The sequence below is a fragment of the Gimesia benthica genome (genome assembly GCF_009720525.1).
Lineage (GTDB): Bacteria > Planctomycetota > Planctomycetia > Planctomycetales > Planctomycetaceae > Gimesia > Gimesia benthica.
This window is the reverse complement of sequence record NZ_CP043930.1, coordinates 5,466,669-5,490,398: the sequence shown is the minus strand read 5'-3', so window position 1 is coordinate 5,490,398 and position 23,730 is coordinate 5,466,669. Positions and strand designations below refer to the sequence as shown.

General features: G+C 52.0%; 19 protein-coding genes. 7 read left to right on the top strand and 12 right to left on the bottom strand.

Features of this window, described 5'->3' with window-relative positions; genetic code table 11:
- Window positions 1–19: 19 nt before the first annotated feature.
- Window positions 20–847, bottom strand: a complete 828-nt coding sequence (locus F1728_RS21415; protein ID WP_155365783.1) for a hypothetical protein — start codon at window positions 845–847, stop codon at window positions 20–22.
- Window positions 847–1,689 carry a hypothetical protein gene (locus F1728_RS21410; protein WP_155365782.1) on the bottom strand — a complete coding sequence of 281 codons (843 nt, stop codon included), beginning with the start codon at window positions 1,687–1,689 and terminating at the stop codon, window positions 847–849. Before F1728_RS21410 ends, F1728_RS21415 begins: the two co-directional genes overlap by 1 nt.
- 304 nt (window positions 1,690–1,993) lie before the next feature.
- On the opposite strand from F1728_RS21410, the gene F1728_RS21405 reads away from it, so the two are divergent.
- Window positions 1,994–3,295, top strand: a complete 1,302-nt coding sequence (locus F1728_RS21405; RefSeq protein WP_155365781.1) for a C45 family peptidase — start codon at window positions 1,994–1,996, stop codon at window positions 3,293–3,295.
- A 29-nt stretch (window positions 3,296–3,324) separates the two neighbouring features.
- On the top strand, window positions 3,325–4,104 hold the full coding sequence (locus F1728_RS21400) for a BPL-N domain-containing protein (RefSeq protein ID WP_155365780.1): 780 nt from the start codon (window positions 3,325–3,327) through the stop codon (window positions 4,102–4,104).
- 30 nt (window positions 4,105–4,134) lie between these two features.
- Here F1728_RS21400 and F1728_RS21395 read toward each other — a convergent pair whose 3' ends face one another.
- Window positions 4,135–4,791 carry a hypothetical protein gene (locus F1728_RS21395; RefSeq protein WP_155365779.1) on the bottom strand — a complete coding sequence of 219 codons (657 nt, stop codon included), beginning with the start codon at window positions 4,789–4,791 and terminating at the stop codon, window positions 4,135–4,137.
- Window positions 4,792–4,829: 38 nt separating this feature from the next.
- On the bottom strand, window positions 4,830–5,837 hold the full coding sequence (locus tag F1728_RS21390; protein ID WP_228030275.1) for a 6-bladed beta-propeller: 1,008 nt from the start codon (window positions 5,835–5,837) through the stop codon (window positions 4,830–4,832).
- A gap of 496 nt (window positions 5,838–6,333) precedes the next feature.
- Between F1728_RS21390 and F1728_RS21385 the strand changes: the two genes are divergently transcribed.
- Window positions 6,334–7,263 (top strand): PDZ domain-containing protein, encoded by a 930-nt coding sequence (locus F1728_RS21385; RefSeq protein ID WP_155365778.1) that lies wholly within the window; start codon window positions 6,334–6,336, stop codon window positions 7,261–7,263.
- Window positions 7,264–7,397: 134 nt separating this feature from the next.
- A complete protein-coding gene (locus F1728_RS21380) occupies window positions 7,398–8,201 on the top strand; it encodes a GNAT family N-acetyltransferase (protein ID WP_194242465.1) in 804 nt (267 codons plus the stop codon).
- Between the two features lie 22 nt (window positions 8,202–8,223).
- On the opposite strand, the gene F1728_RS21375 is transcribed toward F1728_RS21380, so the two are convergent.
- On the bottom strand, window positions 8,224–8,868 hold the full coding sequence (locus tag F1728_RS21375; protein WP_155365776.1) for a pentapeptide repeat-containing protein: 645 nt from the start codon (window positions 8,866–8,868) through the stop codon (window positions 8,224–8,226).
- Between the two features lie 28 nt (window positions 8,869–8,896).
- On the bottom strand, window positions 8,897–9,574 hold the full coding sequence (locus F1728_RS21370; RefSeq protein ID WP_155365775.1) for a hypothetical protein: 678 nt from the start codon (window positions 9,572–9,574) through the stop codon (window positions 8,897–8,899).
- A 193-nt stretch (window positions 9,575–9,767) separates the two neighbouring features.
- Here F1728_RS21370 and F1728_RS21365 point away from each other — a divergent pair, with 193 nt between their 5' ends.
- Window positions 9,768–10,304 carry a hypothetical protein gene (locus tag F1728_RS21365; RefSeq protein ID WP_155365774.1) on the top strand — a complete coding sequence of 179 codons (537 nt, stop codon included), beginning with the start codon at window positions 9,768–9,770 and terminating at the stop codon, window positions 10,302–10,304.
- 37 nt (window positions 10,305–10,341) lie between these two features.
- Here F1728_RS21365 and F1728_RS21360 read toward each other — a convergent pair whose 3' ends face one another.
- The 3 genes from F1728_RS21360 to F1728_RS21350 form a co-directional block, all read right to left on the bottom strand.
- A complete protein-coding gene (locus tag F1728_RS21360) occupies window positions 10,342–11,646 on the bottom strand; it encodes a hypothetical protein (RefSeq protein ID WP_155365773.1) in 1,305 nt (434 codons plus the stop codon).
- Window positions 11,647–11,791: 145 nt separating this feature from the next.
- Window positions 11,792–12,922, bottom strand: coding sequence for a PDZ domain-containing protein (locus tag F1728_RS21355; RefSeq protein WP_155365772.1), 1,131 nt, complete (start codon window positions 12,920–12,922; stop codon window positions 11,792–11,794).
- A 153-nt stretch (window positions 12,923–13,075) separates the two neighbouring features.
- Entirely contained in the window at window positions 13,076–14,356 is a 1,281-nt protein-coding gene (locus F1728_RS21350; protein ID WP_155365771.1) for a glucose-1-phosphate adenylyltransferase, read from the bottom strand.
- Between the two features lie 336 nt (window positions 14,357–14,692).
- On the opposite strand from F1728_RS21350, the gene F1728_RS21345 reads away from it, so the two are divergent.
- Both F1728_RS21345 and F1728_RS21340 read left to right on the top strand, forming a co-directional pair.
- Window positions 14,693–18,040, top strand: coding sequence for a PVC-type heme-binding CxxCH protein (locus F1728_RS21345; protein WP_155365770.1), 3,348 nt, complete (start codon window positions 14,693–14,695; stop codon window positions 18,038–18,040).
- A 280-nt stretch (window positions 18,041–18,320) separates the two neighbouring features.
- The gene (locus F1728_RS21340; protein WP_155365769.1) at window positions 18,321–19,661 is read left to right on the top strand and encodes a replication-associated recombination protein A; all 1,341 of its coding nucleotides are present in this window, start codon (window positions 18,321–18,323) and stop codon (window positions 19,659–19,661) included.
- A 44-nt stretch (window positions 19,662–19,705) separates the two neighbouring features.
- Here the strand turns inward: F1728_RS21340 and F1728_RS21335 are convergent, their stop codons facing one another.
- The 3 genes from F1728_RS21335 to F1728_RS21325 form a co-directional block, all read right to left on the bottom strand.
- On the bottom strand, window positions 19,706–20,350 hold the full coding sequence (locus tag F1728_RS21335; protein ID WP_145043104.1) for a hypothetical protein: 645 nt from the start codon (window positions 20,348–20,350) through the stop codon (window positions 19,706–19,708).
- Window positions 20,351–20,726: 376 nt separating this feature from the next.
- Entirely contained in the window at window positions 20,727–21,842 is a 1,116-nt protein-coding gene (locus F1728_RS21330) for a tRNA-queuosine alpha-mannosyltransferase domain-containing protein (protein ID WP_155365768.1), read from the bottom strand.
- A complete protein-coding gene (locus F1728_RS21325) occupies window positions 21,842–23,581 on the bottom strand; it encodes a SulP family inorganic anion transporter (RefSeq protein WP_155365767.1) in 1,740 nt (579 codons plus the stop codon). The genes F1728_RS21330 and F1728_RS21325 overlap by 1 nt, the downstream gene beginning before the upstream one ends.
- Window positions 23,582–23,730: the final 149 nt, after the last annotated feature.

Genomic DNA, 23,730 nt, shown 5'->3' with positions numbered 1-23,730 from the left:
CTAAGTAAAAAACCATTACTCATTGTATTGCATTATGACTGCGATCGACGTACATCCACACCGCCAGATCACGAAATGTCTGTAATTCCGGCGGAAGAGGATTCGATCGTCGCTCCATCAGCCAACCAACCAGGCCTGTCAGGGGAATCAAAGTGAAAGCACTAAAGAAGTAGCAGGACGGATCAACCTGTAACGAGGACAGAATGGCTCCCATAAACGACACATAGGCCAGCATAAAGCAAAGCACTTGTCTCCCCAGCCTGCGATCGAATTGCGCGAGATCCGGCGCACGTTGTGCGGTGATCCAGCGCACTTTCAACCAGAATAATGCGAACGCGTTCCCCGTCAGCACATCCCGAATCCGGGTACCTGGTCCGAACTCCCGAGGACACTTTATAACCTCGCCTACCAGTTTCTGGATCCCGTAAAACGCCCCCGCGGGTCCGCACTCCTGCCCGATGACATTGACCGGCTCAAAAGAAATCGCAGTCGCACGCGCCGCGATGAACTGTGCGACCCGACGATAAGTAAAGTCGGCGGCATGCAACCGCTCCCATGCCTCAAAATCATCTCGGCAGACATCCAGCCTGAAATAATTGGACCATTCCTGGTGCGTACATTCAAATCGAAAGCAGGATTGCAGACCTTTGTACAAGTCGACTAAGTCACTGAAATCGATCTCTTCCCCGGACCACCTTGGTATTCCGGATTGCAGATGCACATCAATCCGATCATCCGGCTGGAAAGGCATATAACGGGACAGAAAAAAACACTGCGTCTGGTGCCGTTCCCACAATTCCTGCATGCCACACAGTATCTGCGCTTCGGAATAACGGTGCTGATTCATCAGGCCGACCCTTCAACTTCACACTGCGGATCTGTCTGAACTGCAAGCACCGCGTCGCTATTGAGACCGGCAATGAAGAGTGCCAGATCGCGAAACGTCTGTAATTCCGGCGGCAAGGGATCGGAATAGTGATGGTACAGGCGATACAACTTCCAGCACGCATAGAGAGAAACACACGGCGCTAATAGATAAAGAATGTTGGCTGTGACAATTGAAAGCGGGATACCAATTAGAAATTCCAGCACAGCCAGCAGACACCCCGACATGAACAGGGAATCCCATTTTCTGGAAATCTCGGGAATCTTCTGCCTGTTACGCCAGTAGAGTTCACTCCAGAATTGATCCAGAGCATCTCCTCGAAAGGCATCAATGATTCTGGTCGAAGGTGTAATCTGACAGGCAGCTGAAACAAGCAGATTCGACAACTCAGTAATCCCGTAAAAAGCACCAGCGGGACCACACTCACGATCGATCACCTGCACAGGTTGAAATGAGATATAGGTTGTACGTTCTGCGATAAAATCGACCAGTTTCCTGAATGTCAGATACTGTCCTACCTGCTCAACCCATTCGGCCTCAGTTCGATAATGTGAGCCGACACCAAATAATTGTTCCCACACCTCAGGGGCACATTTAATCTGAAAGACTCGTTCAAAACGAAATCTGAAATCGGTGAAATCAATGTCGTCCCAGACTTTGACTGCTTTAAAATACAGATCAATTCTGAGATCAAGATCTTGAACCGGGTCAGGTGCCTCATCATCATCCAGTCCGTACATATCCACCAGATGCTCTGCGATAAGTGGCATAATCTCTTTCTCGGTATATCGCATTTCCTGCATCAGAGTCCCCTTTCCGGATGCAACATCGTAACGACAGCGAACACAGCTGTTTTCCTGCCTCCAGCATAAGACATCTGCATCTTACCTGACAGAATATCTTTCCTTTTCCTCTCCGAATCTTAATTTTTTGTTTTCCTGCTGGGAATGACATTGCACAATATGAAGATTTGATGCAGGTTTCGTGCAGGCCCCTCTCCTGACTTGAGGTTCTCAAAACCGAAACCCAAAATGTCCTCAGAATTTAGGTTCTGGACGGAATTATCTTTAAGAGACTTCTGGTTCTTCATGGAAGGTCTGACACGACATGGCTCGAAACGTGACTTCACTGCTGCGGACGCTGCTGCTGCTGGTTCTGATTTCAGGAACAGGGTCTGCTTCCACCCATGCCTGCACGACCGCTGTTATCAGTGGAAAAGCGACCGCTGACGGCCGACCACTGCTCTGGAAAAATCGGGACACGTCAAATATCCATAATGAAGTGGTCCTGTTCAAAGAGGGGCCGCTCCGCGCCATTGCCGTGGTCAATGCAGGCAACCGAAAATCGGCATTCATGGGCGTCAACGAAGCCGGCTTCTGTCTGGAAAACTCATTGAGCAAAGATCTCGGCACTCCCGGCAAAAAGTCCGGCATGGGCAATGGGCGCTTCATCAAACACGCCCTGGAAACCTGTGAAACAGTCGAGGACTTCCGCAAACTGCTCGACGAAACCAACATAACGGGCCGTCGCACTGTTTCCAACTTTGGTGTCATTGATGCCTGGGGAGGTGCCGCCCTCTTCGAAACCGGACCCGACAGCTACGCAATGTTTGACGCCAACGATCCCCAGACAGCCCCCAATGGCTACATCGTACGTTCTAACTTCGCCACCACGGCCCAGGGACTGCCGGCCCTTCCCGAGCAGCGTCATCTGGGAAAGATTTATTCCGCCGAACGCTATTCCCAGGCCTGTTCCCGACTCGAACAACAGCGGGGAGCTGGCATCACTGTGGAATACCTGCTTCGCAACCTGACACGCGACCTGTCTAACCAGCAAGGCACTCCTCACCCCGGCACCGTCAACGGTACCAAAGGCAAGCTGCCCGAAATCATCCAGACCGCAAACACCATCAGCCGATCCACCACCGTTTCTGCAGCCGTCTTTCATGGCGTCAAACCTGGAGAAAACCCCGGCCTGACAACCATGTGGACCATTCTGGGCAATCCCAGTTTTTCACTGGCCGTTCCCTGTTGGGTCGACATGGAACAGGTCGCGGACCCGCTGGAAGATCGCAGGGGAGCCGAGCTGGGAGAGATCGCAATTTCCCTGCGTGCCTGGAGTAAATCAGCCGAGGGTGACGGCATCGACACCCAGGGCCTCCCCGGTATCTGGGAAGACCTCTGGAAAACAGAAGACAAAATCCTCAAGCTCACGCAAGCTTTTCAGACCAGTCGCAGACAGCACGGTTATTCACAAGGGGCAGTCACCCGCTTCCATCAGAAGATGGCGGCACTCGCCATGCAGGCGATGCAACAGGAACTGCAGGAAATGAAGCAGGCCGCGATCGACCTGCCTGCTCCTCCGCCTCCCCGGTTCGCTCCGGTCAAGAAAACAATCGTGATCCCCTGAAACATCTGACGAAACCAAGGATAGCTTCCATGCGTTCTACTATTAAATTCCGTTGTGCGAATTTCTTCATCCTGTGTCTGGCCTGTCTGCCGATCACAGTTCAGGCAGAAGAACAGACAGCTGAAACGAAACTGGTTCGAGTCGCGGTGTTTGACTATCTGGACAAGGAATCAAACGGCCCGCGTAATCTGAAACAGTTCCTCACGCCAGCCAATGGTTTCAAGTATCAGGTCGTCCGTCCTGCTGAAATTCGTAACGGCGTACTCAAAGACTTTGACGTCCTCATCATGCCCGGCGGCAGTGGCAGCAAGCAGTCGAAAGCACTGGCCCCGGAAGGCCGCAAAGCGGTCCGCCAGTTTGTCCAGAACGGCGGTGGTTATGTGGGGATCTGCGCCGGGGCCTACCTCGCCTCATCGCATTACCAATGGTCGCTGGGAGTAATCAATGCCCGCGTCTGGGATCGCCAGCACTGGGCCCGAGGCGCTGAAACCGTTGAAATCGGTCTTACACCCGCCGGACAACAGGTCCTCGCCCGCGGTCCGAAAAGTTACAAAGTACGCTACCAGAACGGGCCACTGCTGGTCCCCGACAACCAGCAGCACCTCCCGGGCTACGAAGTTCTGGCGCGTTTCGAAACCGAAGTGGCCCGCAACGGCGCCCCCGCCGGAGCGATGGTAGGCACTCATGCCATCATCCGTTCCAAATTTGGTGCCGGTCGCGTGATCTGTTACAGTCCTCACCCGGAAGCTCAGGACGGTCCGAAATCACTGGTCGCCTCCGGAGTCTACTGGGCCGCCCAGGTGGACTGAACGGCTCTCCCGCTCAACCAAAGAGGGACTTCATAAATCCCAGCGGGAATACCAGACTCGATTCTGCACAGGGTCCAGCAGCAGGATCTCTCCATTGTTCCAGGAGTTCTTTGCCCGCTGTCGTGCGGCGTAGCGAATCTCTGGAGAATCCAGCAGGCGTTCTATCTGCAACGCTTCGATCGGGCCCGCGGCGTCAGTTCCCAGAGTGGGAGCACTCATCCCCGAGATGCCGAAGTTGAAAAACCGGGGAATCTCAGCTGGCACCGGTCCCGGTTGCCACTCAGTTTCTCCCCACGGGGTAGGTTGCTTTGACCAGTGTGAAATGGTCTCCGCATCGGTATCAAAGACCAGGTAGTATCCACCATCCCCGAGGAATTCGAGCCTCACTTCACCCGCAGAGACAACCCGGGCCGACTCCGGCCAGTCGAAACCGGTATAGTGCTTAAAGTCACTTCCCGGGTCGGTCACTTCATAGTAGCGTGGCTCTTGTGAATATTTCGCGGGAGGCAACAGGAACAGAGCCGCCAGCAATACCACAGGCATGCCCACAAACAGGACCGCCAGCAGTAACAACAGGATGACATACCGCTTTCGCAGAGGGATGTCTGGATCCGCGGAGGCGTCCACATCACTGGAAACATCTTTAGTATCACCAGCAATACGAAACTCCTCCGGAATCCCATTCATCGACAGACTCCTGTTGAGGCAGGATCAGCTCTTCCCCGTTACTTCACCCGCACCAGCTTCATCAGTCGGCCGGAAACATTCCAGTCCTGCACGTAGAGGTTGCCCTCTTTGTCCCAGTAGGAACCGTGAGTGCCGCTGAAGATGCCCTCGCGCCACTGATCCTGGGGGACGTTGAAGTTGCGATGCGTTTTCGGATCTTCGTTGTTACCCAGTACGGCGACGATGGTGTTGGTCTTGTCCAGAATGACCAGCCGTCCGTGCAGGTCGGGAACCGAAACGTAATCTCCCTGGATCGCGACTGAAGTCGGCATGCCCAGTCCGGTGATTACTTCTTCGATGTAGTTCCCGTCCAGATCGTAATGCACCAGGCGGCCCTTGGGCTGATGGTTACGGTCGCAGATCAACAGGCGGGGCGGATTGTATCGCGTATCCAGCGTCATCCCGTGTGCGGTGTTAAATTCCTTCAAGCCGTTCCCCTTCTTACCGAAGTGGGATTTGTATTTACCATCTTTATCAAACTTGAAGATGTAATTACTGGCGTAACCGTCTGAGAGAATAATGTCTCCATTGGGGGCGACGGTAATTGCAGTCGGGGCAAACTTCTTGAGGTTCAGTCCGGACTCTTTCGGGAACGGCAGTTTGAGAACGATGTCTCCCGTCTCGGCGTGAAACTTGATCCCTTCCCCGGCCACGTTGCGGGCACCGTAAATGAATTCCCCTTCGGGTTCATCCCGGATTTCAATATCGTGAATGTTTGAGTACTCGTCTCCCAGAAAACGGCGCACTACTTTCCCGTCGGGTGAGAAGACGAACACACCCAGCTTGGCACTTGTGTAGATATTTCCCTCTTTGTCGACAACCACGCCGCCATGGGTGGGGCCCAGAACGGAACGCCCCTGTTCGTCGAACCCCCAGCCGGGCACGGTATCAAAAGTCATGATACCGCTGCCCATCCGCACCGGTTCGACCTTCTCTCCCGCCATCACCGGCACTGCCAGACAACAGACCACAGCTACCGCAATTGAACGCAAGCACTTCTTCATCATCCGGATTCCTGTCCATTAAATATTCAGATTAATAAGTCAGCCGAAATAAGACGTCCCCCCTGTTCAGAGGCGAACCATTCCAGTATCCGCGGACCATCAATTGATTGCAACCTGCTCATCAAAAAACCTGCATATGTAACATTCCCACGTGCCGAGCAACGCGCCATACACCTGTTATTTAACAAGTTAGAACTTTTCTCATTTTTCCTGTAACAGTTTTTCCCACTTCACGCTGAGTAAGTCAGACAGGCATGGGACCTGTTAAACAAAACAAACACAATCGTGGAATCTGATACGAAATAAGGGGAACAGGACAATGAAACGCTTCACACTCAGTTTGGTTATTGTGGCAATGGTCGCCGGAACAATGACATTAGAAACTTATGCCGGGGGAAGAGGACACTCGAATGGTCGCTCTGGTTTCTCCCGCTCGAGCTCATCTCGCTCGAACTTTTCCTCTCGGTCACGAGGGAATTTCCAATCACGAAATAACGGGATGCGATCCCGAACATCAACGATGAAGGCTCCTCAGAACTTCAACCACCGTGTCACAAACACGCGGATGAATCAGAACTCGTTTTCCAAGATGCAGCATAAGGGTTCTCCCCTGCAGCCACGCACTTCGATGAAACAGGTTCACTCCCAGTTCAACAACAAGAAGCCAGGCAACACTTTTACTCGCCCAACCAGGAAACCGTTCACAGGCATCGGAAGCACCAAACCCAAACCGTTCCCGAAACCTCTCGATCCGGGTATCGGTAACGGCAAACCAGGCAATGGCGGAATCACTCCTCCGAAACCTGGCATGGGAGCTCCCAAACCACGACCTCGTCCTCGGCCTCCCGTTGGCAATGGTCCTCCAAAACCACGGCCTTCCAAGCCCATGCCTCACAAACCAGGTCAGGGCAACGGACACCATAATGGAAACCACAATGGACATCATAATGGTCACCACAATGGACATCATAACGGACACAATCATGGTCACCACGGAAACCATCACTGGCACAACCATCGTCCTCGCTTCTCCTGGTGGTGGTACAACTACTGCACACCACTGCGAAACTGCGTGCCCGGTAACTACCAGTACTGCAACTACGTGTATCCAACTTGTGACTATGTCGCTCCCAACGGAGTGGTTGTGGAAGACGTTCGCTGGTTCCTCGGTCTGAAAGGAATGATGCTGCCCGGCAAAGGGATTGGCGTAGAAACAGTCGCAGAAAATTCACCTGCCGCTGCTGTCGGCATGCAACCGGGAATGGTGATCACGAAGTGCAACGGCGTTGTTATCACCGACAACGAAGTGTTCGGCCAGGTCATCGCTCAGTCAGGTGGTGTACTGGAAATGGAACTGCTGGAATCCATCGAAGGCGAGCCACTTCAGGCAACCGTTCAGATGACTCAGCTGCCCGCAGCCAGCTTCTAGGAGTAAGCAATACATGACACTGCAGGCAACCCGTAAAACGTCCGATGAGGTGTGAACCTTGTCGGGCGTTTTTTTGTCTTGTACGATTAGTCGCGAACTACTTTCAACAGCTCAACTTCCGGAACCGACACTCCATGCTTCGTGAACTAACCGCCTCAGATCAACAGCTCATTCTGGACTATGCTTACCAGCACGAACTCGAAAACATGTTCGTGATCGGCAGCTTTGAATTCTCTGACAATCCTTTCGAGTTCAACACTTATCTGGGCTATTTCGAAAATGATGTGCTGACGGGTCTGGGTGTCTACTTCGGCCTCTGGAACGACATCACACTGCATGCTGAGAGTACCACTGTCATCGATGCTTTTGTCGATGAGTTCGTGAAACAGAACCGGCCCGTGAAATATGTCGTCGCCTTCCAGCGGCATGCACTCCCGACCCTCGACCGTCTCCAGCAGCATGGCATCACCCCCATCAAAGTTCGGGAGCAGACCCTGTACCTGCTGGAGCAGGAGAATTTCCATGACTGTTCTACAGGAGCAGAAGTCCAGGGGACGTCAGGCGACATAGACGGCATCATTCGCCTGGGAAACATCATGGATGAGCAGCCCGCCGACAGAGAGGTGCCTGAAAACGAGCGGGCGCGTATAGTCCCCGAATACGAATGGCTACTGAAACAGGATGGCGAGATCATCGCCAAAGCCAATGTCCACGGGCTATCCCGACACTACGCCCAGGTAGGCGGCGTAATGACACATCCCGCCCACCAGGAAAAAGGCTACGCCAAACAGACCGTCAGCGCCACCTGCAGACACTGGTTCGCCCGGGACAGACAAATCACCCTGTTCGTCAACAACGACAACACCCCCGCCATCCGGGCCTACACCAGACTGGGATTCCAGCCAATCGGAGAATACATTCACGCTGAATTTGCTTGAAGTTTCCGATCAGCGCGGTTCATCAACTGTCTGGGAACTCACCTGTTTTCAACATGCGCAGCTGATAACAGGCATTGTTAAACTGGGCTCCTTCGAGCCGGGCCCCTTGAAAAGAAGTGTCGCTCAGCACGCTTCCGACAAACCTGGCCCCCCTTAAATCGGCATAAGAGAAGTCAGAGCCCTTTAACTCCGAGTCCCAGAAATCGGCACCTCGCAGTGACACTCGCTGAAATGAGAGCTTCACATAAGCATTGCGGAGCACCAGACCATTCAGAGTACAACCCGCCAGAATTCCACTTTCGTCCGTCTCAATCCGGCTGCCATTGAAAACACGTTCTCCCGTCTGATAACGTTCCAGTAACTCTTCCGCGGAGCGGGCCGGTCGAATGCGACGCTGGGCAATCTCATACGCAGCCAGCAGTCGCGAGGCGATCACCTTATCCCTCTCAAGATCAGTCGGACTGATCCCCAGCGAGTTTTCCTGAATTCGCAGCAGATGCTCTGCAACACGCCGTTCATCCGCCTCTCTCTTGAGTAATTGGAGAAGCACAACATCATACCGAGAATACTCACTGAAGGCGGCTTCATCTGCATTCACACCCAGCGGGTCCCACTCACGAAACAAAATGTCATGCACCAGACGAACCAGATGAGAGTCAACGTTCATGATGGTTCTCTAAATACAGGAGCAGGAACTATTCAGTATATTTATACTTCAGAATCCCACGACGGATTAACTCATCGATACTTTTCACCAATCTACCGTCTGTCATTCGCACGAGATCTTCATTGTCATTGATTGGTAAAAAGTCTCTGTTCGAACTCAGAATTCTCTGATTGTGAATATGCACCAGTTTTTCAAAAGGAACTTTGGGATAGTATGCATTCTCACCTCCCGGATCTGAATAACACATAAATCGACCGTTACTGGTTGTGATATCACCAGGAGGGTCTGAAATAAATGTAAAAATAAAATTAGGCCGCCGTGTTACACGACCGTCATGATAATCAATAATGACAGATACTGCTGAATTTCCATTCTTATGACGTGAAAGCAAACAGACTCCCGTTTGTCTTAGTTCTTTTAAACTGGAACCAGAGATGACACCAGACAGAAGGGGATCCACAAAGTCATACCTGAATAACAGGTTCAGTTCTTCAGAAATTGCAGCACGATATTTTTCAGGTACCTGATCCAACTCAATTTGATTAGCTCGAACGGAGCGAAACACGGGAAACGGTTTTCTATTCAGTCGCTTTAAATTGAGCTTAATCAAAATCCAGTAAATAACAGCTTTGGGAATATTCGGATGCCACATTCCAATATATTCTCGCAAACAATATCGCTCGTAGTGCTGTTCATAAAAATGCATTCGATTTGTTTCCCAGACAGAATTTACTACTATCTGATAACCGCCGTCATTCAAACCAGGTCTTACAGCTTATCATAATCATAAAAATCACTGTCTCCAGTTGATAATCATCTCTCCAATGAATCGGTTACATTTCATCAATCGCTGGAATTCCTCAAAAAAAGACTAACGCCACATTCCTTCACTTCCTGACATGCACAATCTCATCATCAACACCCCACTGGGGGAAATCAATTTCTTCGTCTTTGGTGTCACACCGGGGGTACAGGTACAGCTTGATGAGGTGCCGCTCTCACCCCGGTTGCCGGCTGGGATGTCGCTAGACAACTGCCTGGGAATTCTGCTTCAAACTAACTGTCGCGAACCAGCAGAAGATCTGATATTCGAGTGCCGACTGCGGGGCCATAAGTACGACTCCTGCTCTTATGAAGGGGGCCAGCATCTGTTTGCTATGTCCTGGGAGAATGCTCAGACGCAGCTTATGATCGGCACTGAAGATGAAGAGTGTCTTAATGCGCGCCTGCCGGAAGAGCAGAAATATGAATTCTGCCCGCTGGGACATGACGAAAAAGGCATCTCGCTGACACTGCCTGACCTGAAAAAAGGAAACCGATGCAGTTTTCACTTCATTGTCGCCTGGCAGGATTTCCCCGCAGCAGATTCGGGAGCCTGCTGGTATGCCATCGATGTCAGACACACGGATCTATGGAAAGCGTTCAACCATTCTTGAACTCAGAGCGACTTATCAAGAATGAATTGATCGACGATTACTGCACCTTGCCTCCCTGCTCAAAAAAGACGTCTAATACAATTTTCATCTGCTCCCTCTGAGCGGCAGAGACTGTAAATTTCTGCCCGGGAACTCTCGCGTGATGGACTGTCACATTATCCGATGAAATGATATCCCGCAGTAGTTTCAACTGCTGCGGATTCACAGGTGCGTCATACCATTTCCAGCCTTGACTGGCTCTTTTCAATTTGATTTCCCACTCAGCGAATCCCGTTTCTTCCAGTTGCAGTAGACCAGCTTCATTGAGAAATGCAGGAGTTCTGTGAGATACAACCGATTTTCTGACGATCTCCTGCTGCTCTGGCGTGAGCCCCGTGTAAAGAGCTCGAATCGCCTTTCGCGATTGTTCGGTCAGTTGCCTCGAGTTTCGGCCTGAGATACTCGCTGGATTCGCCAACTGTTCCTGACGACGCAGGAGACGCTGATGGTTTTGTTCGACTCGCATCAGCTCGGCATTGATCCGTTCCATCGCGGCAATCTGTTTTAATCGCTCTTTATTCCGTTCCTGGTATGCTTTGTCGGTCCGCTTTTCATCGAATTTAAAATCTTTGAATTCGCGCTCATACGCTTCTTCTGCAACCCGGAATTCCTCTTTGATTTTCCGCTGACCTTCTTCAGTCAGCAACAGTTGCAGTTCTACCTGAATCGGCTCCCACTCTGGACTATTCGATCGTCGAAAAATACTCGGTTTGTGATCTCTGTCAAAGCCCCCCTCGGGCACGAAAGCAGTTTGACCTTGTTCGGTCGCGATGATGAATGTTCCGCCGACAGTTTTACCTGGAAGTAATTGAGCCATTCTCAGATGGAGTTGAGCGGGACGTGAATTCGTTTCCGTAAAGTAGAGCTGGAAATTATCCGGAGCAAATATCGTAGCCGGAGATTCCCGATGGCTGACTTTGACCACAGGCAGCAGCTCGGAATCGAGACCTGGAGTTTTCCTTAATTTCAGTCTGAGTGCCATCTCATCTGAGATCGCAGGTAGCACAATGGAGATTCGATTCCATCGATTTTCCTCCCGTCGGATCACTCCCAGTTTCAACTCATCCTGACTGGTGATCCGACTGAGTTTCTTATCTCCCGCGCCGGGTGCACGCAGGTGACTTCCGTTGACAATGTGAATCAGATCATTTTTCTGAAGCCCTGCCATCGAGGCTCGTGATTTGTCCGCAACGGTCTTCACAATCAAAGCATTACTGGTGCGTGACGGAAAAATCGGAACCGGTTGATTCGCTTCACGAAGCGACTTGATATATTCAAAGACTTCAACTGTCTCAAACCCCATCTCGTACTGTTTAACAGGCGGTTGTGCTTGAACCTGAAACGCGGATGAACACAAGACAGCTAAAACGCACAACACTCTCATCAATCTGGCCTCGATCGCATACACAACTATAATTGAATACTCCTCTAAATAATCAAACGTGTGACTACTCCCCCACATTGCCTTCCTCATCCTTAAAGACTGTCAGCACAGCTTTCATTTGCGCCTTCTGCGCCGGAGTGACTTCAAATGGTTTGTCGGGAACAGATTCATGATAAAAACTCACTTTTTTCGATGAGATGATATCCGCAATCATTTTTCTCTGATCTCTCTTCAGACGACTGTCATATAATTCCCAACCTTCAAGCATTCTGGCAAAACCGACCTGTGATCGGGCAATGCCACGACGTTCAAACTCGATCAGAGTTTCTTCAGGAGCTTTTTCAAAATTGCTGATTTTTTCGCCCAGTTCATCCAGCATCTTGCGCGTCCGATTCGTCGAACGATTGTAGAATTCAGAAAAATTTGCGATTGACTTATTTCTTCTCGCTTCTGCCGCCTGCGGATTATTTTTCTCTTCATCTTCTATCGCAACTCGATACTCTGCACCATCGGTTTTGATGATAAAACCTTGGATTTTTGTCGTATCCTTCTGTGGTGGTGCATCTGGCAGGAACAGTGACAACTGCAAATACAGTTTCGATAATTCCTGGCTTTTCTGTTTGATATACAGCTGAAAATGACCATCACTGAACCGGGGTCGCGCGTCGCGGTGAACTCCAAATCGAGCTAAGGCAAAATCATCATCGTAAGCTTTCACATTCTTCACCTTCGACTTGGAAAATTCCAGATCGCCCATAGGTTCTAAAGTAATGTTGATCCGTTCCCACTTGCTCCTGTTACGACGAATCACATTTAATTCCAGTTTATCCTTATGTGTAATCTTCTCTAGAAGCTTGTCCCCATCATCAGGTGAACGTAGTAATTTCCCATTGATCACTACAATTAAATCCCGGTCCTTAAGTTCTGATCGCGAAGCGCGCGTATCTTCTACAACAGTCAGTGCACTATTAATTCGGGTTTGATATTGATCCATTTTTACAATGAGCGCGTTCCCTGAACGAGGTGGAAATCGGGGAATCTCCTCTCCCTGTTCCCGCAGTGCTTTCTTGTAATCCAGAACCTTCACAGTCCTGAAGCCCAGAGCCGGATAGTCTATTGAAGGCAGTTCTTCCGCCATGAGAACGGAAACTGATGAAAAGCACAGAATAATTACATTCATCATCAAAAAACGCATGAGAGAATTCCCCTGACTCGCAGTTCCAATAATCCGACTCGCAACATATCCACAAACCCATTATGTATACACCCATACATTTTTCAAGCGAGATGTAAAAAAAGGCAGCCCCGAAAGGCTGCCTGTTAAGTTAAATATAAAAAGTAGCGGAAGTTATAGTTTCCACCCCTCGGCCAGAACTGTTCCCTTAGGCACCACAATGATGCCGTCGCGAATCATCACGTCGCTCTGATCAAAGTCGGTTTCGGTACGACCGTTGAGTTCGATGCGGGCTCCTTTACCGACGCGGCAGTTCTTGTCGACAATCGCGCCATCAATATAGGCCCCATCGCCAATGCCGATCGGCGGACGGTCGTCCTGGTCCAGTTCTTTGCATTGGTCCTGGTAGAAGTCGGCCCCCATAATGACCGAGTTGCGAATGGTTACATTCTTACCAATTCGACACCGCAGGCCAATCACACTGTTCTCGATCACAGAGCCTTCATCAATCTCACACCCATCGGCGATCAGGCTGCGGGTGATCTGCGTTCCTTCGCAGCGTGTCGGAGGCAGAAAGCGGGGACGTGAGTAGATCGGCGCCTTCTCCACCACGAAGTCAAATGGCGGCTGGGGATGTGCCAGAGCCAGGTTCGCTTCGTAGAAGGAACGGATCGTCCCGATATCTTCCCAGTAACCGTCAAACAGGTGCGCATGCACCTTGTGAGTCCGGATTGACATCGGAAAGATTTCCTTACCGAAATCTTCGTAATCGGTCGCCTTCAACAGGTCAACGAGCAGATCGCGATTGAACAGATAAATGCCCATGCTGGCCAGACAGTCCCGGCCACGGCTTTCAATGCCCTGCTGGTCGATCCACTCGGGAGGCGTCCGCACCATCGACAGGTCTTCTTCGGTCTGCGGTTTTTCCAGGAAGCCTTTCACGCGACCCGTGTCATCAACCCGCATGATCCCGAACGCCGAGGCCTGTTCGCTGGAGAGCGGCACCGTCGCGATCGATACGTCGGCCTTGGACTCGATATGATTGGTCAACATTTCCGAATAGTCCATGCGATACAACTGATCGCCGGAGAGAATCAGTACGTAATCGATGTCGGACTGTTCAATACAGCGGATGTTCTTACGGACTGCATCTGCGGTCCCCTGGTACCAGTCGGTCCCTTCCATCGTCTGCTGGGCTGCCAGAATTTCGACAAAGCCACCGCCGAAGGAATCGAATTTGTATGTCTGTCGGATGTGACGGTGCAGACTGACCGAATTGAACTGCGTGAGCAGATAGATGCGATTCAGTTCACTGTTGATACAGTTTGAGATCGGAATATCGATCAAACGATACTTGCCGGCCAGGGGAACAGCGGGTTTGGAACGGAGTTGTGTAAGTGGAAACAGACGGGTTCCTTTACCCCCTCCCAGGATGAGGCTGACAACATTTTTCATGGATTAACCTGATTCTAGTGCGTTGAGCACACTCTAGACGAATGACGTTCTCTTTTGTAAGCAAACTTAATGAACAGCTTGCCTCTTAGTGATACTGTATTGTATTTAGTTCATGTTACTGAGATTCTACCCTGCAAACCAGTTGAGAATGAACTGTACTCTCACAGCTCTGGAAAAATTCCGGTTCGGGTTCAAATTTGTATTGATCAGCGAATATAGGAGAAACTCAGTCTGTAAACCGCCTCTACAGGCGGTTAAGATAGTAGTGATTTTCCGACCTGAATTCATACAAATTTCATCCACAGCATCCCGCCGCTCACCCCAAGGAGTGTTACTTTGTTTCCTGCCCACTGTCTGCAACTCCCGTTTCGTTTGCGTCTCCTGCTGGCCTGTTCGGTCAGTCTGATTCCCTTTCTGAACCCTCACAATGCTTTCAGCGAGACGCCTTATACTCCTGCGATCGCCGAAGCATCGCAGGAAGGGGAGCAGGCGATTTCGGGCTTTCGCGTTCCCGAAGGGATGCACGTCAGCCTGTTTGCTGCGGAACCGCTGATGGCCAATCCGGTCGCCTTCTGCATTGATGAACAGGGACGTTTTTACGTAGCAGAAACCTACCGGCAGTCTAAAGGGGTAGAAGACAACCGGAGTCATATGGACTGGTTGCACGATGACCTCTCCGCAGAAACCGTGGCCGACCGCGTCGCTTACTTCAAGAAGCATCTCAAGGAAAACGTCAAAGACTACACGCTCGAACACGATCGGATCCGCCTGGTCGAGGATCGGGATCACGACGGCAAAGCCGACCATGCCAGCGTCTTCGCGGATGGCTTCAATAATATTGAGGACGGTACCGGGGCCGGCGTGCTGGCCCGCGGTGGATACGTCTATTACACGTGCATTCCCCATGTCTGGCGTCTCAAAGACACGGCAGGAGAAGGGAAAGCCACCCTGCGGGAAAAACTGAGCAGCGGTTACGGGGTCAGGGTCGCCTTCCGCGGACACGACCTGCACGGACTCAAGCTCGGTCCCGACGGTCGGCTCTACTTCAGCATCGGCGACCGGGGTTACAATATCAAAACCAAAGAAGGCAAACACCTGTTTCGCCCTGACACGGGAGCCGTCTTCCGCTGTAACCTGGACGGCACCGAACTCGAGGAATTCGCTTACGGCCTGCGTAACCCGCAGGAACTGGCGTTTGATGATTACGGCAACCTGTTCACAGGCGACAACAACTCAGATAGCGGCGACAAGGCCCGCTGGGTCTATGTTGTCGAAGGGGGAGATACCGGCTGGCGGATGTACTACCAGTATCTGTCCGACCGTGGACCTTTCAACCGGGAAAAGATCTGGCACCCCGCTCACGAAGGTCAGCCGGCTTACATGGTTCCCCCGATCGTAAATTTGTCTGACGGTCCTTCCGGACTGGTCCACTACCCGGGCGTGGGGCTCTCAGATCGTTATAAAGGTCACTTCTTCCTGGCCGACTTCCGGGGTACTCCCTCACGCAGCGGTATCCGTTCGTTTGCCGTTAAACCGAAGGGAGCTTCCTTTGAACTGACCGACTCTCACGAATTCATCTGGCAGATCCTGGCGACCGACGTCGACTTTGGCTACGACGGCAGCATGTATGTCTCTGACTGGGTCAACGGCTGGAACGGACTGGGCAAAGGCCGCATCTACCAGTTCACCGACACCAGACATGCAGGGGAAGCGAAAGAAGTTCACTCTGCAGAACTGATGAAAGAAGGCTTTTCAGAACGTTCCACTGAGGTACTGGTCGGTCTGCTCGCGCATCCGGATCAGCGAATTCGCATGGAAGCCCAGTTTGCTCTGGTCAATCGGAGTGCCTTGGACTCTCTACAAAAGGTCGCCCTGAATGGGAAAGATCTGTTTGCCCGCCTGCATGCCATCTGGGGCATCGGACAGCTGGGGCGTCAGACAAGTTCTGCAGTCGCCGGCATTCAAAGTCTGCTCAAAGATCAGGCCAGCGAAGTCAGAGCTCAGACTGCCAAAGTGATCGGGGAGGCCGGATTTTCCTCTGCAACACCTACCCTGATTGAACTGCTCAAAGATTCAAATGCCCGCGTACAATACTTCGCCGCAGTTGCCCTGGGGCACTTTAAGTCACAGGCGGCGGTTCCCGCGTTATTTGAGCTTCTCAAACTGAATAACAATGCCGACCCGATGCTGCGTCACTCGGCGATTCTGGCACTGTCCCGCATCGAAGCTGCTGACCAGTTAATTGCCGCGGCCAACAACGAATCGGCGGCAGTTCGCCTGGCCGCGGTTGTTGCTCTGCGTCGTCTACAGCGTAAAGAAGTTGGTCTGTTCCTGCAGGATTCCGATCCCCAGGTCGTACTCGAAGCGGCCCGGGCGATAAATGATGCTCCCATTCCGGCAGCGGTACCAGACCTCGCAGCTGTTTCCTTGAGTCCCGATATAGCTGATCCCCTGCTCCGCCGGGTGATGAATGCGAACTTCCGGTTGGGAGGTGCTGAAAACGCCGCCCTGGTGGCAAAGATCGCCGCCGATAAAAATGTCCCTGAAACGCTCCGCCTGGAAGCGATCCAGGAATTGAGCCAGTGGAACGAACCGGAGCCCCTGGATCGGGTTCTTGGACGCTGGCAGCCCATCGAAAACCGGCAACCGGTCGAACTGGCGGTAATCGTCGGCCCCATCGTCCCCGATCTGTTCAGCAGTTCGGAGAAGATCAAGGAAGCAGGCACCGGACTGGCAGCGAAATATGGCATCAAGGAAGCCGCCCCCATGCTGGCCAAAATGGTGGAAGATGCAAAACGTCCCGTTGATGTGCGCGTTGCATCGCTTAAGGCGCTGGATAAACTCGGCTACCCGGGCATTTCAGAGATCGCTAAAACCGCGATTCGGGACAAGCATGCCGCATTGAGAGTCGCAGGTCGTAATGTACTGGCCCGCCACGAACCCGAGGCCGCTCTGCAGCCACTGGAACAGGCCATTGAATCGGGACAAACGTCAGAAAAACAGGGAGCCATCGAGACCCTGGCTGAGATGCAGATCCAGGAAGCGACTACCATCCTGACCAAATGGATGCAGCGACTGGTCAAGCAGGAGGTTCCCGCGGAAATTCAACTGGATCTGCTCAAAGCAGCCGCTCAGAAGAAATCTCCCGAACTCGATCAACTCCGTGATCAGTTTGAAGCACAGCGTCCCAAGGGGGATGCATTAGCGAACTACCTCGAATCGCTGTCCGGCGGAAATGCCGCCCGGGGACGTGAAATCTTTTTTGGTCGTAGCGACACCTCCTGTCGGCGCTGTCATCAAATCCGCAATAACGGCGGCGAAGTCGGCCCCGATCTTTCGGGAATCGGCCGTGATAAAGACCGTCGTTATCTGCTCGAAGCAATCGTCGCTCCTAACAAAGCGATCGCGAAAGGATTCGAAACCGCCGTGCTGGCTTTGCTGGACGGTAAGGTGGTCGTTGGTATCATCCGCAATGAAACCGATGACACCCTGGAGGTTATGGATGCCAAAGGGACCGTGATTCGCGTTCCCAAAGACGAAATCGACGAACGGGCTACCGGGAAATCGGCAATGCCCGAAGAAATTGTCAAGCAGCTCAGTAAAGATGATCTGCGGGACCTCGTTGAATTTCTCTTTCAACAGAAACAGAAACCAAAAGGTCCATCGGCTAAGCACGAAGGCTGATCTGGTTGTTTTTGAAGAATATTATTTCTAAAATCAGCTCCTTGTTTTACGAAGGGTTGCCGGTTAAAATGAGAACATACGAAACAGAGAAACAAGCCTCTGTCATGTTGATTCAAAATCGTGAGTTGACCCTACAAATATTTCTAGGGGGACCCACGAGATTCGGCCGCGTGTAAATCCGGTATATCCGGCTCACACAACCCGAGTTATCAGGTTCCCACTTTGCAATCACGGGTTCTAATAACACCCGCGAACGAATCACTTGGCGGAGGTTTTTTACATGGGCTTGTTCGATCAGCAGGAATCGCAGCACCTCGAAAAGGCGAAACCGCTGGCAGCCCGCATGCGTCCGCGTTCCCTGGAAGAGTTTGTCGGACAGCAGCATTTTCTGGGCGAGGGGAAGCTTCTGCGACGCATCCTCGCCGCCGACCGGATTGGCTCGCTCATCTTCTTCGGCTCCCCCGGCACCGGTAAAACCTCTCTGGCAGAACTGATTGCTCGTCAATCTAATCGCCGCTTTGAAGCACTCAATGCCGCCTCCGCCGGAATCAAAGAAGTCCGCGCCGCCCTGGACCGGGCCCGCGACGAACTGGCCTCGGGTGGCAAGCAGACCATTCTCTTCATTGATGAGCTGCATCACTTCAGCAAAGTTCAGCAGGACGTCTTGTTGCCTGATGTGGAATCGGGGGTTGTCTCCCTGATCGGTGCAACGACTTCGAACCCGTTTTTTTCGCTCGTCTCGGCTCTCATCAGTCGCAGCCAGATCTTCGAATTCCAGGCACTGACGGCAGACGAAATCCGTACGCTGATGCACCGGGCCCTGCAGGATGAAAAACGGGGACTGGCCCGCTACAACGTTGAAGTCGAAGACGAGGCACTCGACTTTCTGATTGAAGTCTGTGATGGAGATGCCCGACGCTCTCTGAATGCACTGGAAATCGGGGTCCTCTCCCTCTACGGACAAGACCGGGTATTCGATCTGGAAGTCGCCCAGGAATCGATTCAGAAAAAAGCGATTCAATACGACCAGGATGGCGATGCTCACTACGATTCCGCCTCCGCCTTGATTAAAAGCATGCGCGGCAGTGATCCGGACGCCGCCCTGTACTGGCTGGCCCGTATGATTGAAGCGGGCGAAGACCCGCGTTTCCTGGCCCGCCGCATCGTGATCGCAGCCTCAGAAGACGTAGGCAATGCAGACCCGATGGCACTCCTGATCGCGAATTCCGCCTTTGCGGCGGTCGAGAAGATCGGTATGCCCGAAGGTCGGATCCTGCTGGCACAGGCGGTGACCTATATCGCCACCGCGCCGAAATCGAACGCTTCCTACGTTGCCATTGATGAAGCACTCTCTGACGTGCGAAACAAGTCCCTGCTGCCTGTCCCCGTGCATTTAAAGGACACGCATTACCGCGGGGCCAGTCAACTGGGACACGGCGAAGGTTACCAGTACGCCCATGCGTCAGAGGAGGGTTGGGTCGACCAGGATTACCTGGGCGTGGAACGTGAATACTACCGCCCCGTCGAGCGCGGTTTCGAAGCCACAATCCGCAAGCGACTGGAGGTCTTCAAGGAACGGCGCGAAAAAAAATCAGGAACGGATGATAACAACCGTTCCTGATCCCCCTCTTTGCATCTCGTCAGTCAAAGCCTGACTGTGCTGATTCAGCACAATGGCTGCTGTTTCAGACCGACGATTGTGATCGCCCGGGCGACTTCCCGTTCCTGCAGCAACCCTTCCAGGTTGGGCATGAAGTCAACCGACATGTACCATTGCATCAACACGTCGAACATGGGTTCAATTTCCTCTTCTTGAATCCCAAATTCTTCTTTCATCGGCAGAGCCTCTTCAGGAGACATATCCTGGAACTGGCTGATCAGCAGAAAATCGCCTTCGTTAGACAGATTCAGGTGCAGATTGCGAACTTCCGATGACAGGAAATGATCAATGGCGATATGCACGTCAAGTGGTCCCCCCTCAAGGTAACGACGTGCTTCGTCAGGTTGTTCGTCGATGATGCGGGCAGCCGTTTCACAGACTGCGTATACAACGCTTTCATCAACGAGGTCGCCTTCCACGTTTTCACTGGCCAGATGCTTGGCCCAGGTGACTGACAGCAGATCCAGTTGCACGTGTGGCGGCACACTTCTCAGGAACGGGACCTCAGTCAGATATCCGAATGATTCGAACGGATCGTCTCCAACCTGCTTTGCCAGAGCAATGCGTTCCAGAGTGTCCATGAATGCAATCCGGAAGGCGATGTAGCTCAGAAAAGTCTGTGGCAGGATGTCTTTTGAAATTGTAAGCATGATGATAATCGCTTGGCAAAAGTGGGTAGATCTCAGATGCTTCATACAGTCTTTAATCAAAGTTGGTGAGACCGTCATGAAATCAGAAACACGCGGTCACTGACAGGTATTACTTTGCCAGAGCAGTATCCCAAACACAATAAAAAAGTTTTCAATTTACAGCGAAAAACACTGGATTGATTCAAGTGCATGACTCTCTGTCAGTACTATAAAACAGGGCCCAAATTACTCATCAAGCCAGATTTCATGCATCTCGCGTAACCGGTATTCTGTCTCCGATTGTTATAACCGTTACAGTCCTCTGGAACGGCTACCAGTTATACATATCAGCACAATTCTGAAGCGGGTTTATGCCGGTTATTACTTCAGATGTGATTCAGTGACGAGGCCTGTGGCAGCACTCTGTAACACCTTCATCCAGCGCCTCGGCAACTCGCTCCCAATGGTAGTGGAGACATATTTTTTTCAGCCGCTCCCGCACATCCGTGGTTACCTGGTCCGATTGCAGTAGTTGTGAATACTCCATGACCTTCGTAACCAGTGCCTCAGTCGATCCGTTATAGAAACATTCGGGAGCCTCAGCAAATATCTCAGGGTAAGAGAGTCGGTTCGGCAATACTGGCAGACAACCGGCTTCGACCGCTTCCAGGATCGAAATCCCGAAGAATTCATGCCAGGCGGTTGAGATCACAATATCCGACGCCTGCAGGGCACGCTGATAGTCGGATCGACTTTCGAGAAACCCCCAATGATCAATCCGGTCTGCAAATTGTGATTTCAATTCCAGAAAGCAGTCGGGGATTTCCGGGGTGGACTGGCCCAGCACGCTCAGTCGGAAATCAACACCTTGCGCATCCAGTTGCGCCACCGCGTCACAGAACTGTTCCGGATTCTTATCATATTCCCAGCGAGCCACCCATAGAATCTGAATTGGCCCGGACTTCTGTTCTTGATGCATTCCTTCAAAAGATGGAATTCCCGGAGGTCGCACAGACGACTTATGCTGCAGTGGTTTCAGTAAGTCTACAGAAGCATAGTCCGGCATACGTTGCAGGAACTCAGCGGAGCCCTGAAAAAAATCCAGCCGATGAAAATCGGAATTGAACCAGAGTGCGTCCGCGGAAATAGCGGATTTCAGATTGATAAATCCGTAGGTCAGATCACGAACTTCGTTTTCAGGAACCGGATACGTCCACTGGTTCTCATGAAAATAGACGACACGGGGCAAGTCCATCATCTCTTTACGGACCAGCCCCAGAAACGTCGTCAGATCGAACATGTCGGTCACAAACAGCACATCCCAGCGGTCGCCGGATACAAATCGCTGCTCAACCTCGGTAGCGAGGGTTAAAGCAGCGTGCTGCATTCTCCACTTCCAGTGCCGCGGAGGTAATGTCAGGACAGTGAATTCATGGCAACTATGCGAGACCCAATGCTGCAGGAAATCACGATGACTCCCACCATGATACGCATTGATTGCCAGTATTCGCATTAAACCCTGCTTACGTCTTCGTACTCAACCTGATGTTCTGTGTCAGACTGCCGGCTTTCCAGTTCCTGAATCCGCAGAATGGCGTCATTGAAGGTCGCCAGGCAGTTCTCTTCAGTCACCTTCTCAATAATCTTCAAGCGAGTCAAGGTTCGCTCCACCTGAGGGCGCAAACCGGTAAAGAACACGGTTGCTCCCTGCTCATGCGCCTTGTCGATGATATCTTCCAGGAGATACGCCCCCGACATATCCACCATGGGCACACGGGCCATGCGGATGATCAGATACTTGTAATCGACCAGCGCTGAGGATGTCCGGTAGATTGTATCAGAAACTCCAAAGAACAGCGGACCTTCCAGTCGCAGTTTGAGAACTTTTTCCTTGAGGTCCTCCGGCATGGATACATCAGCGGGCAACGGCCGGCTGATTTCATTCAGATTGACCACATTCTGTTCATAAGCCTGCCCCAGTTCCTGCACAATCCGTACAAAGGCGATCGTAATACCGACTCCCATCGCCACGAGCAGGTCGACCGAGATCGTCAGAATTAAAACTGCCCAGAAGCAGATTGAATCCATAAACGGCATGCGATGCAGGACCGGCAGAACCCGGTAGTCAATGATATCCATGCCGACTTTCAACAGGATTCCTGCCAGACAGGCCATGGGGATGTAACTGGCATAAGGAGCCAGCCCGAGCATGAGTGCCAGCAGTACCAGGCCATGCGTGATCGAAGCCAGGCCGGTCTTTCCGCCACACTTGATATTCGCCACGGTCCGCATGGTGGCAGTTGCAGTGGTCACGCCCCCGACAATCCCGCAGCCCATGTTGGCAATTCCCTGACCGAAGATTTCCCGGTCGCTGTTATGCCGTTCGTTGGTCATATTATCTGCCACCAGACAGGTCAGCAGCGAGTCAAAAATACACAGTCCGGCCAGAGCGAACGCACCGCCGACCATATCGCCAAAGCGGGAAAAGTCCGGCCAGTAAAGGTGGGGCACGCCTACCGGCATCGAAGCGATATATTCAATATCCCTGAACTGCAGCAGATGCGCAAGGCTGGTTCCCACGATCAGCCCCATCAACGGGGCAGGCAACCACTGTTTCTTAGTCAGTCGCGGCCAGATGAGAATCGTCGCAAATGTCGCCAGGGACACAATCAGGGCATGCGGCTTTTCGTGCATGATGTCATACGGAATCTGTTTGATGGCACTCATCACGGAATTGGGAGTAGCAAATCCGAGCATGGGTGGGATTTCAAGCAGGATGATGATCACGCCGATCCCGCACATGAATCCGGAGACAACCGAATAAGGGGTGTAATAAATAAACCGTCCAATCTTCATCAGTGCCAGGACGATACAGATCAGCCCACTGAGAAAGACCATCGACATCGCAAAGACAATATCGGGTTCTCCACTGGCCAGTTTGGTTGCCGCAATAATCGCAGCCAACTGAACGACTTTGGGCCCCGTTGGCCCACTGACTCCGGTGTTGGATCCACCGAAGATACCGACCAGAATCCCGCCGCAGATGGCGGCCCACATCCCGGCTTCCGCTCCCAGACCGGAAGCGACCCCGAATGCCAGTGCCAGCGGCATCGCGATGACAGCCACCGTGATCCCCGCCAGAATATCGTTGGGGACGTTGGTATGCATGATTTTAATATTGTGCCAGGGATTAAATTCGTTGAGATAGCTTTTGAGGTTGAACCTGGGTTGATCGAATTGATTTTGCGACATTGAAAGAATCCATGATCGATGGACCTGAATCAGTTAAGCTCAGGCGGGGTGAACTTGAAGATATCCTCTATCCCGGTAACAACGACCAGACTGGTCATGCACCAACACAGAATTGATCGCGCAGCAGACTCAACAGTGGGACACAGGAG

Coding starts and splice junctions, on each gene's coding strand:
- F1728_RS21360 (WP_155365773.1), bottom strand. CDS start 11,646: ATGGGGTTTGAGACAGTTGAAGTCTTTGAATATATCAAGTCGCTTCGT.
- F1728_RS21380 (WP_194242465.1), top strand. CDS start 7,398: ATGCTTCGTGAACTAACCGCCTCAGATCAACAGCTCATTCTGGACTAT.
- F1728_RS21370 (WP_155365775.1), bottom strand. CDS start 9,574: ATGCATTTTTATGAACAGCACTACGAGCGATATTGTTTGCGAGAATAT.
- F1728_RS21410 (WP_155365782.1), bottom strand. CDS start 1,689: ATGCAGGAAATGCGATATACCGAGAAAGAGATTATGCCACTTATCGCA.
- F1728_RS21365 (WP_155365774.1), top strand. CDS start 9,768: ATGCACAATCTCATCATCAACACCCCACTGGGGGAAATCAATTTCTTC.
- F1728_RS21405 (WP_155365781.1), top strand. CDS start 1,994: ATGGCTCGAAACGTGACTTCACTGCTGCGGACGCTGCTGCTGCTGGTT.
- F1728_RS21390 (WP_228030275.1), bottom strand. CDS start 5,837: ATGATGAAGAAGTGCTTGCGTTCAATTGCGGTAGCTGTGGTCTGTTGT.
- F1728_RS21325 (WP_155365767.1), bottom strand. CDS start 23,581: ATGTCGCAAAATCAATTCGATCAACCCAGGTTCAACCTCAAAAGCTAT.
- F1728_RS21395 (WP_155365779.1), bottom strand. CDS start 4,791: ATGAATGGGATTCCGGAGGAGTTTCGTATTGCTGGTGATACTAAAGAT.
- F1728_RS21335 (WP_145043104.1), bottom strand. CDS start 20,350: ATGCTTACAATTTCAAAAGACATCCTGCCACAGACTTTTCTGAGCTAC.
- F1728_RS21350 (WP_155365771.1), bottom strand. CDS start 14,356: ATGAAAAATGTTGTCAGCCTCATCCTGGGAGGGGGTAAAGGAACCCGT.
- F1728_RS21330 (WP_155365768.1), bottom strand. CDS start 21,842: ATGCGAATACTGGCAATCAATGCGTATCATGGTGGGAGTCATCGTGAT.
- F1728_RS21415 (WP_155365783.1), bottom strand. CDS start 847: ATGAATCAGCACCGTTATTCCGAAGCGCAGATACTGTGTGGCATGCAG.
- F1728_RS21355 (WP_155365772.1), bottom strand. CDS start 12,922: ATGCGTTTTTTGATGATGAATGTAATTATTCTGTGCTTTTCATCAGTT.
- F1728_RS21385 (WP_155365778.1), top strand. CDS start 6,334: ATGCGATCCCGAACATCAACGATGAAGGCTCCTCAGAACTTCAACCAC.
- F1728_RS21400 (WP_155365780.1), top strand. CDS start 3,325: ATGCGTTCTACTATTAAATTCCGTTGTGCGAATTTCTTCATCCTGTGT.
- F1728_RS21375 (WP_155365776.1), bottom strand. CDS start 8,868: ATGAACGTTGACTCTCATCTGGTTCGTCTGGTGCATGACATTTTGTTT.
- F1728_RS21340 (WP_155365769.1), top strand. CDS start 18,321: ATGGGCTTGTTCGATCAGCAGGAATCGCAGCACCTCGAAAAGGCGAAA.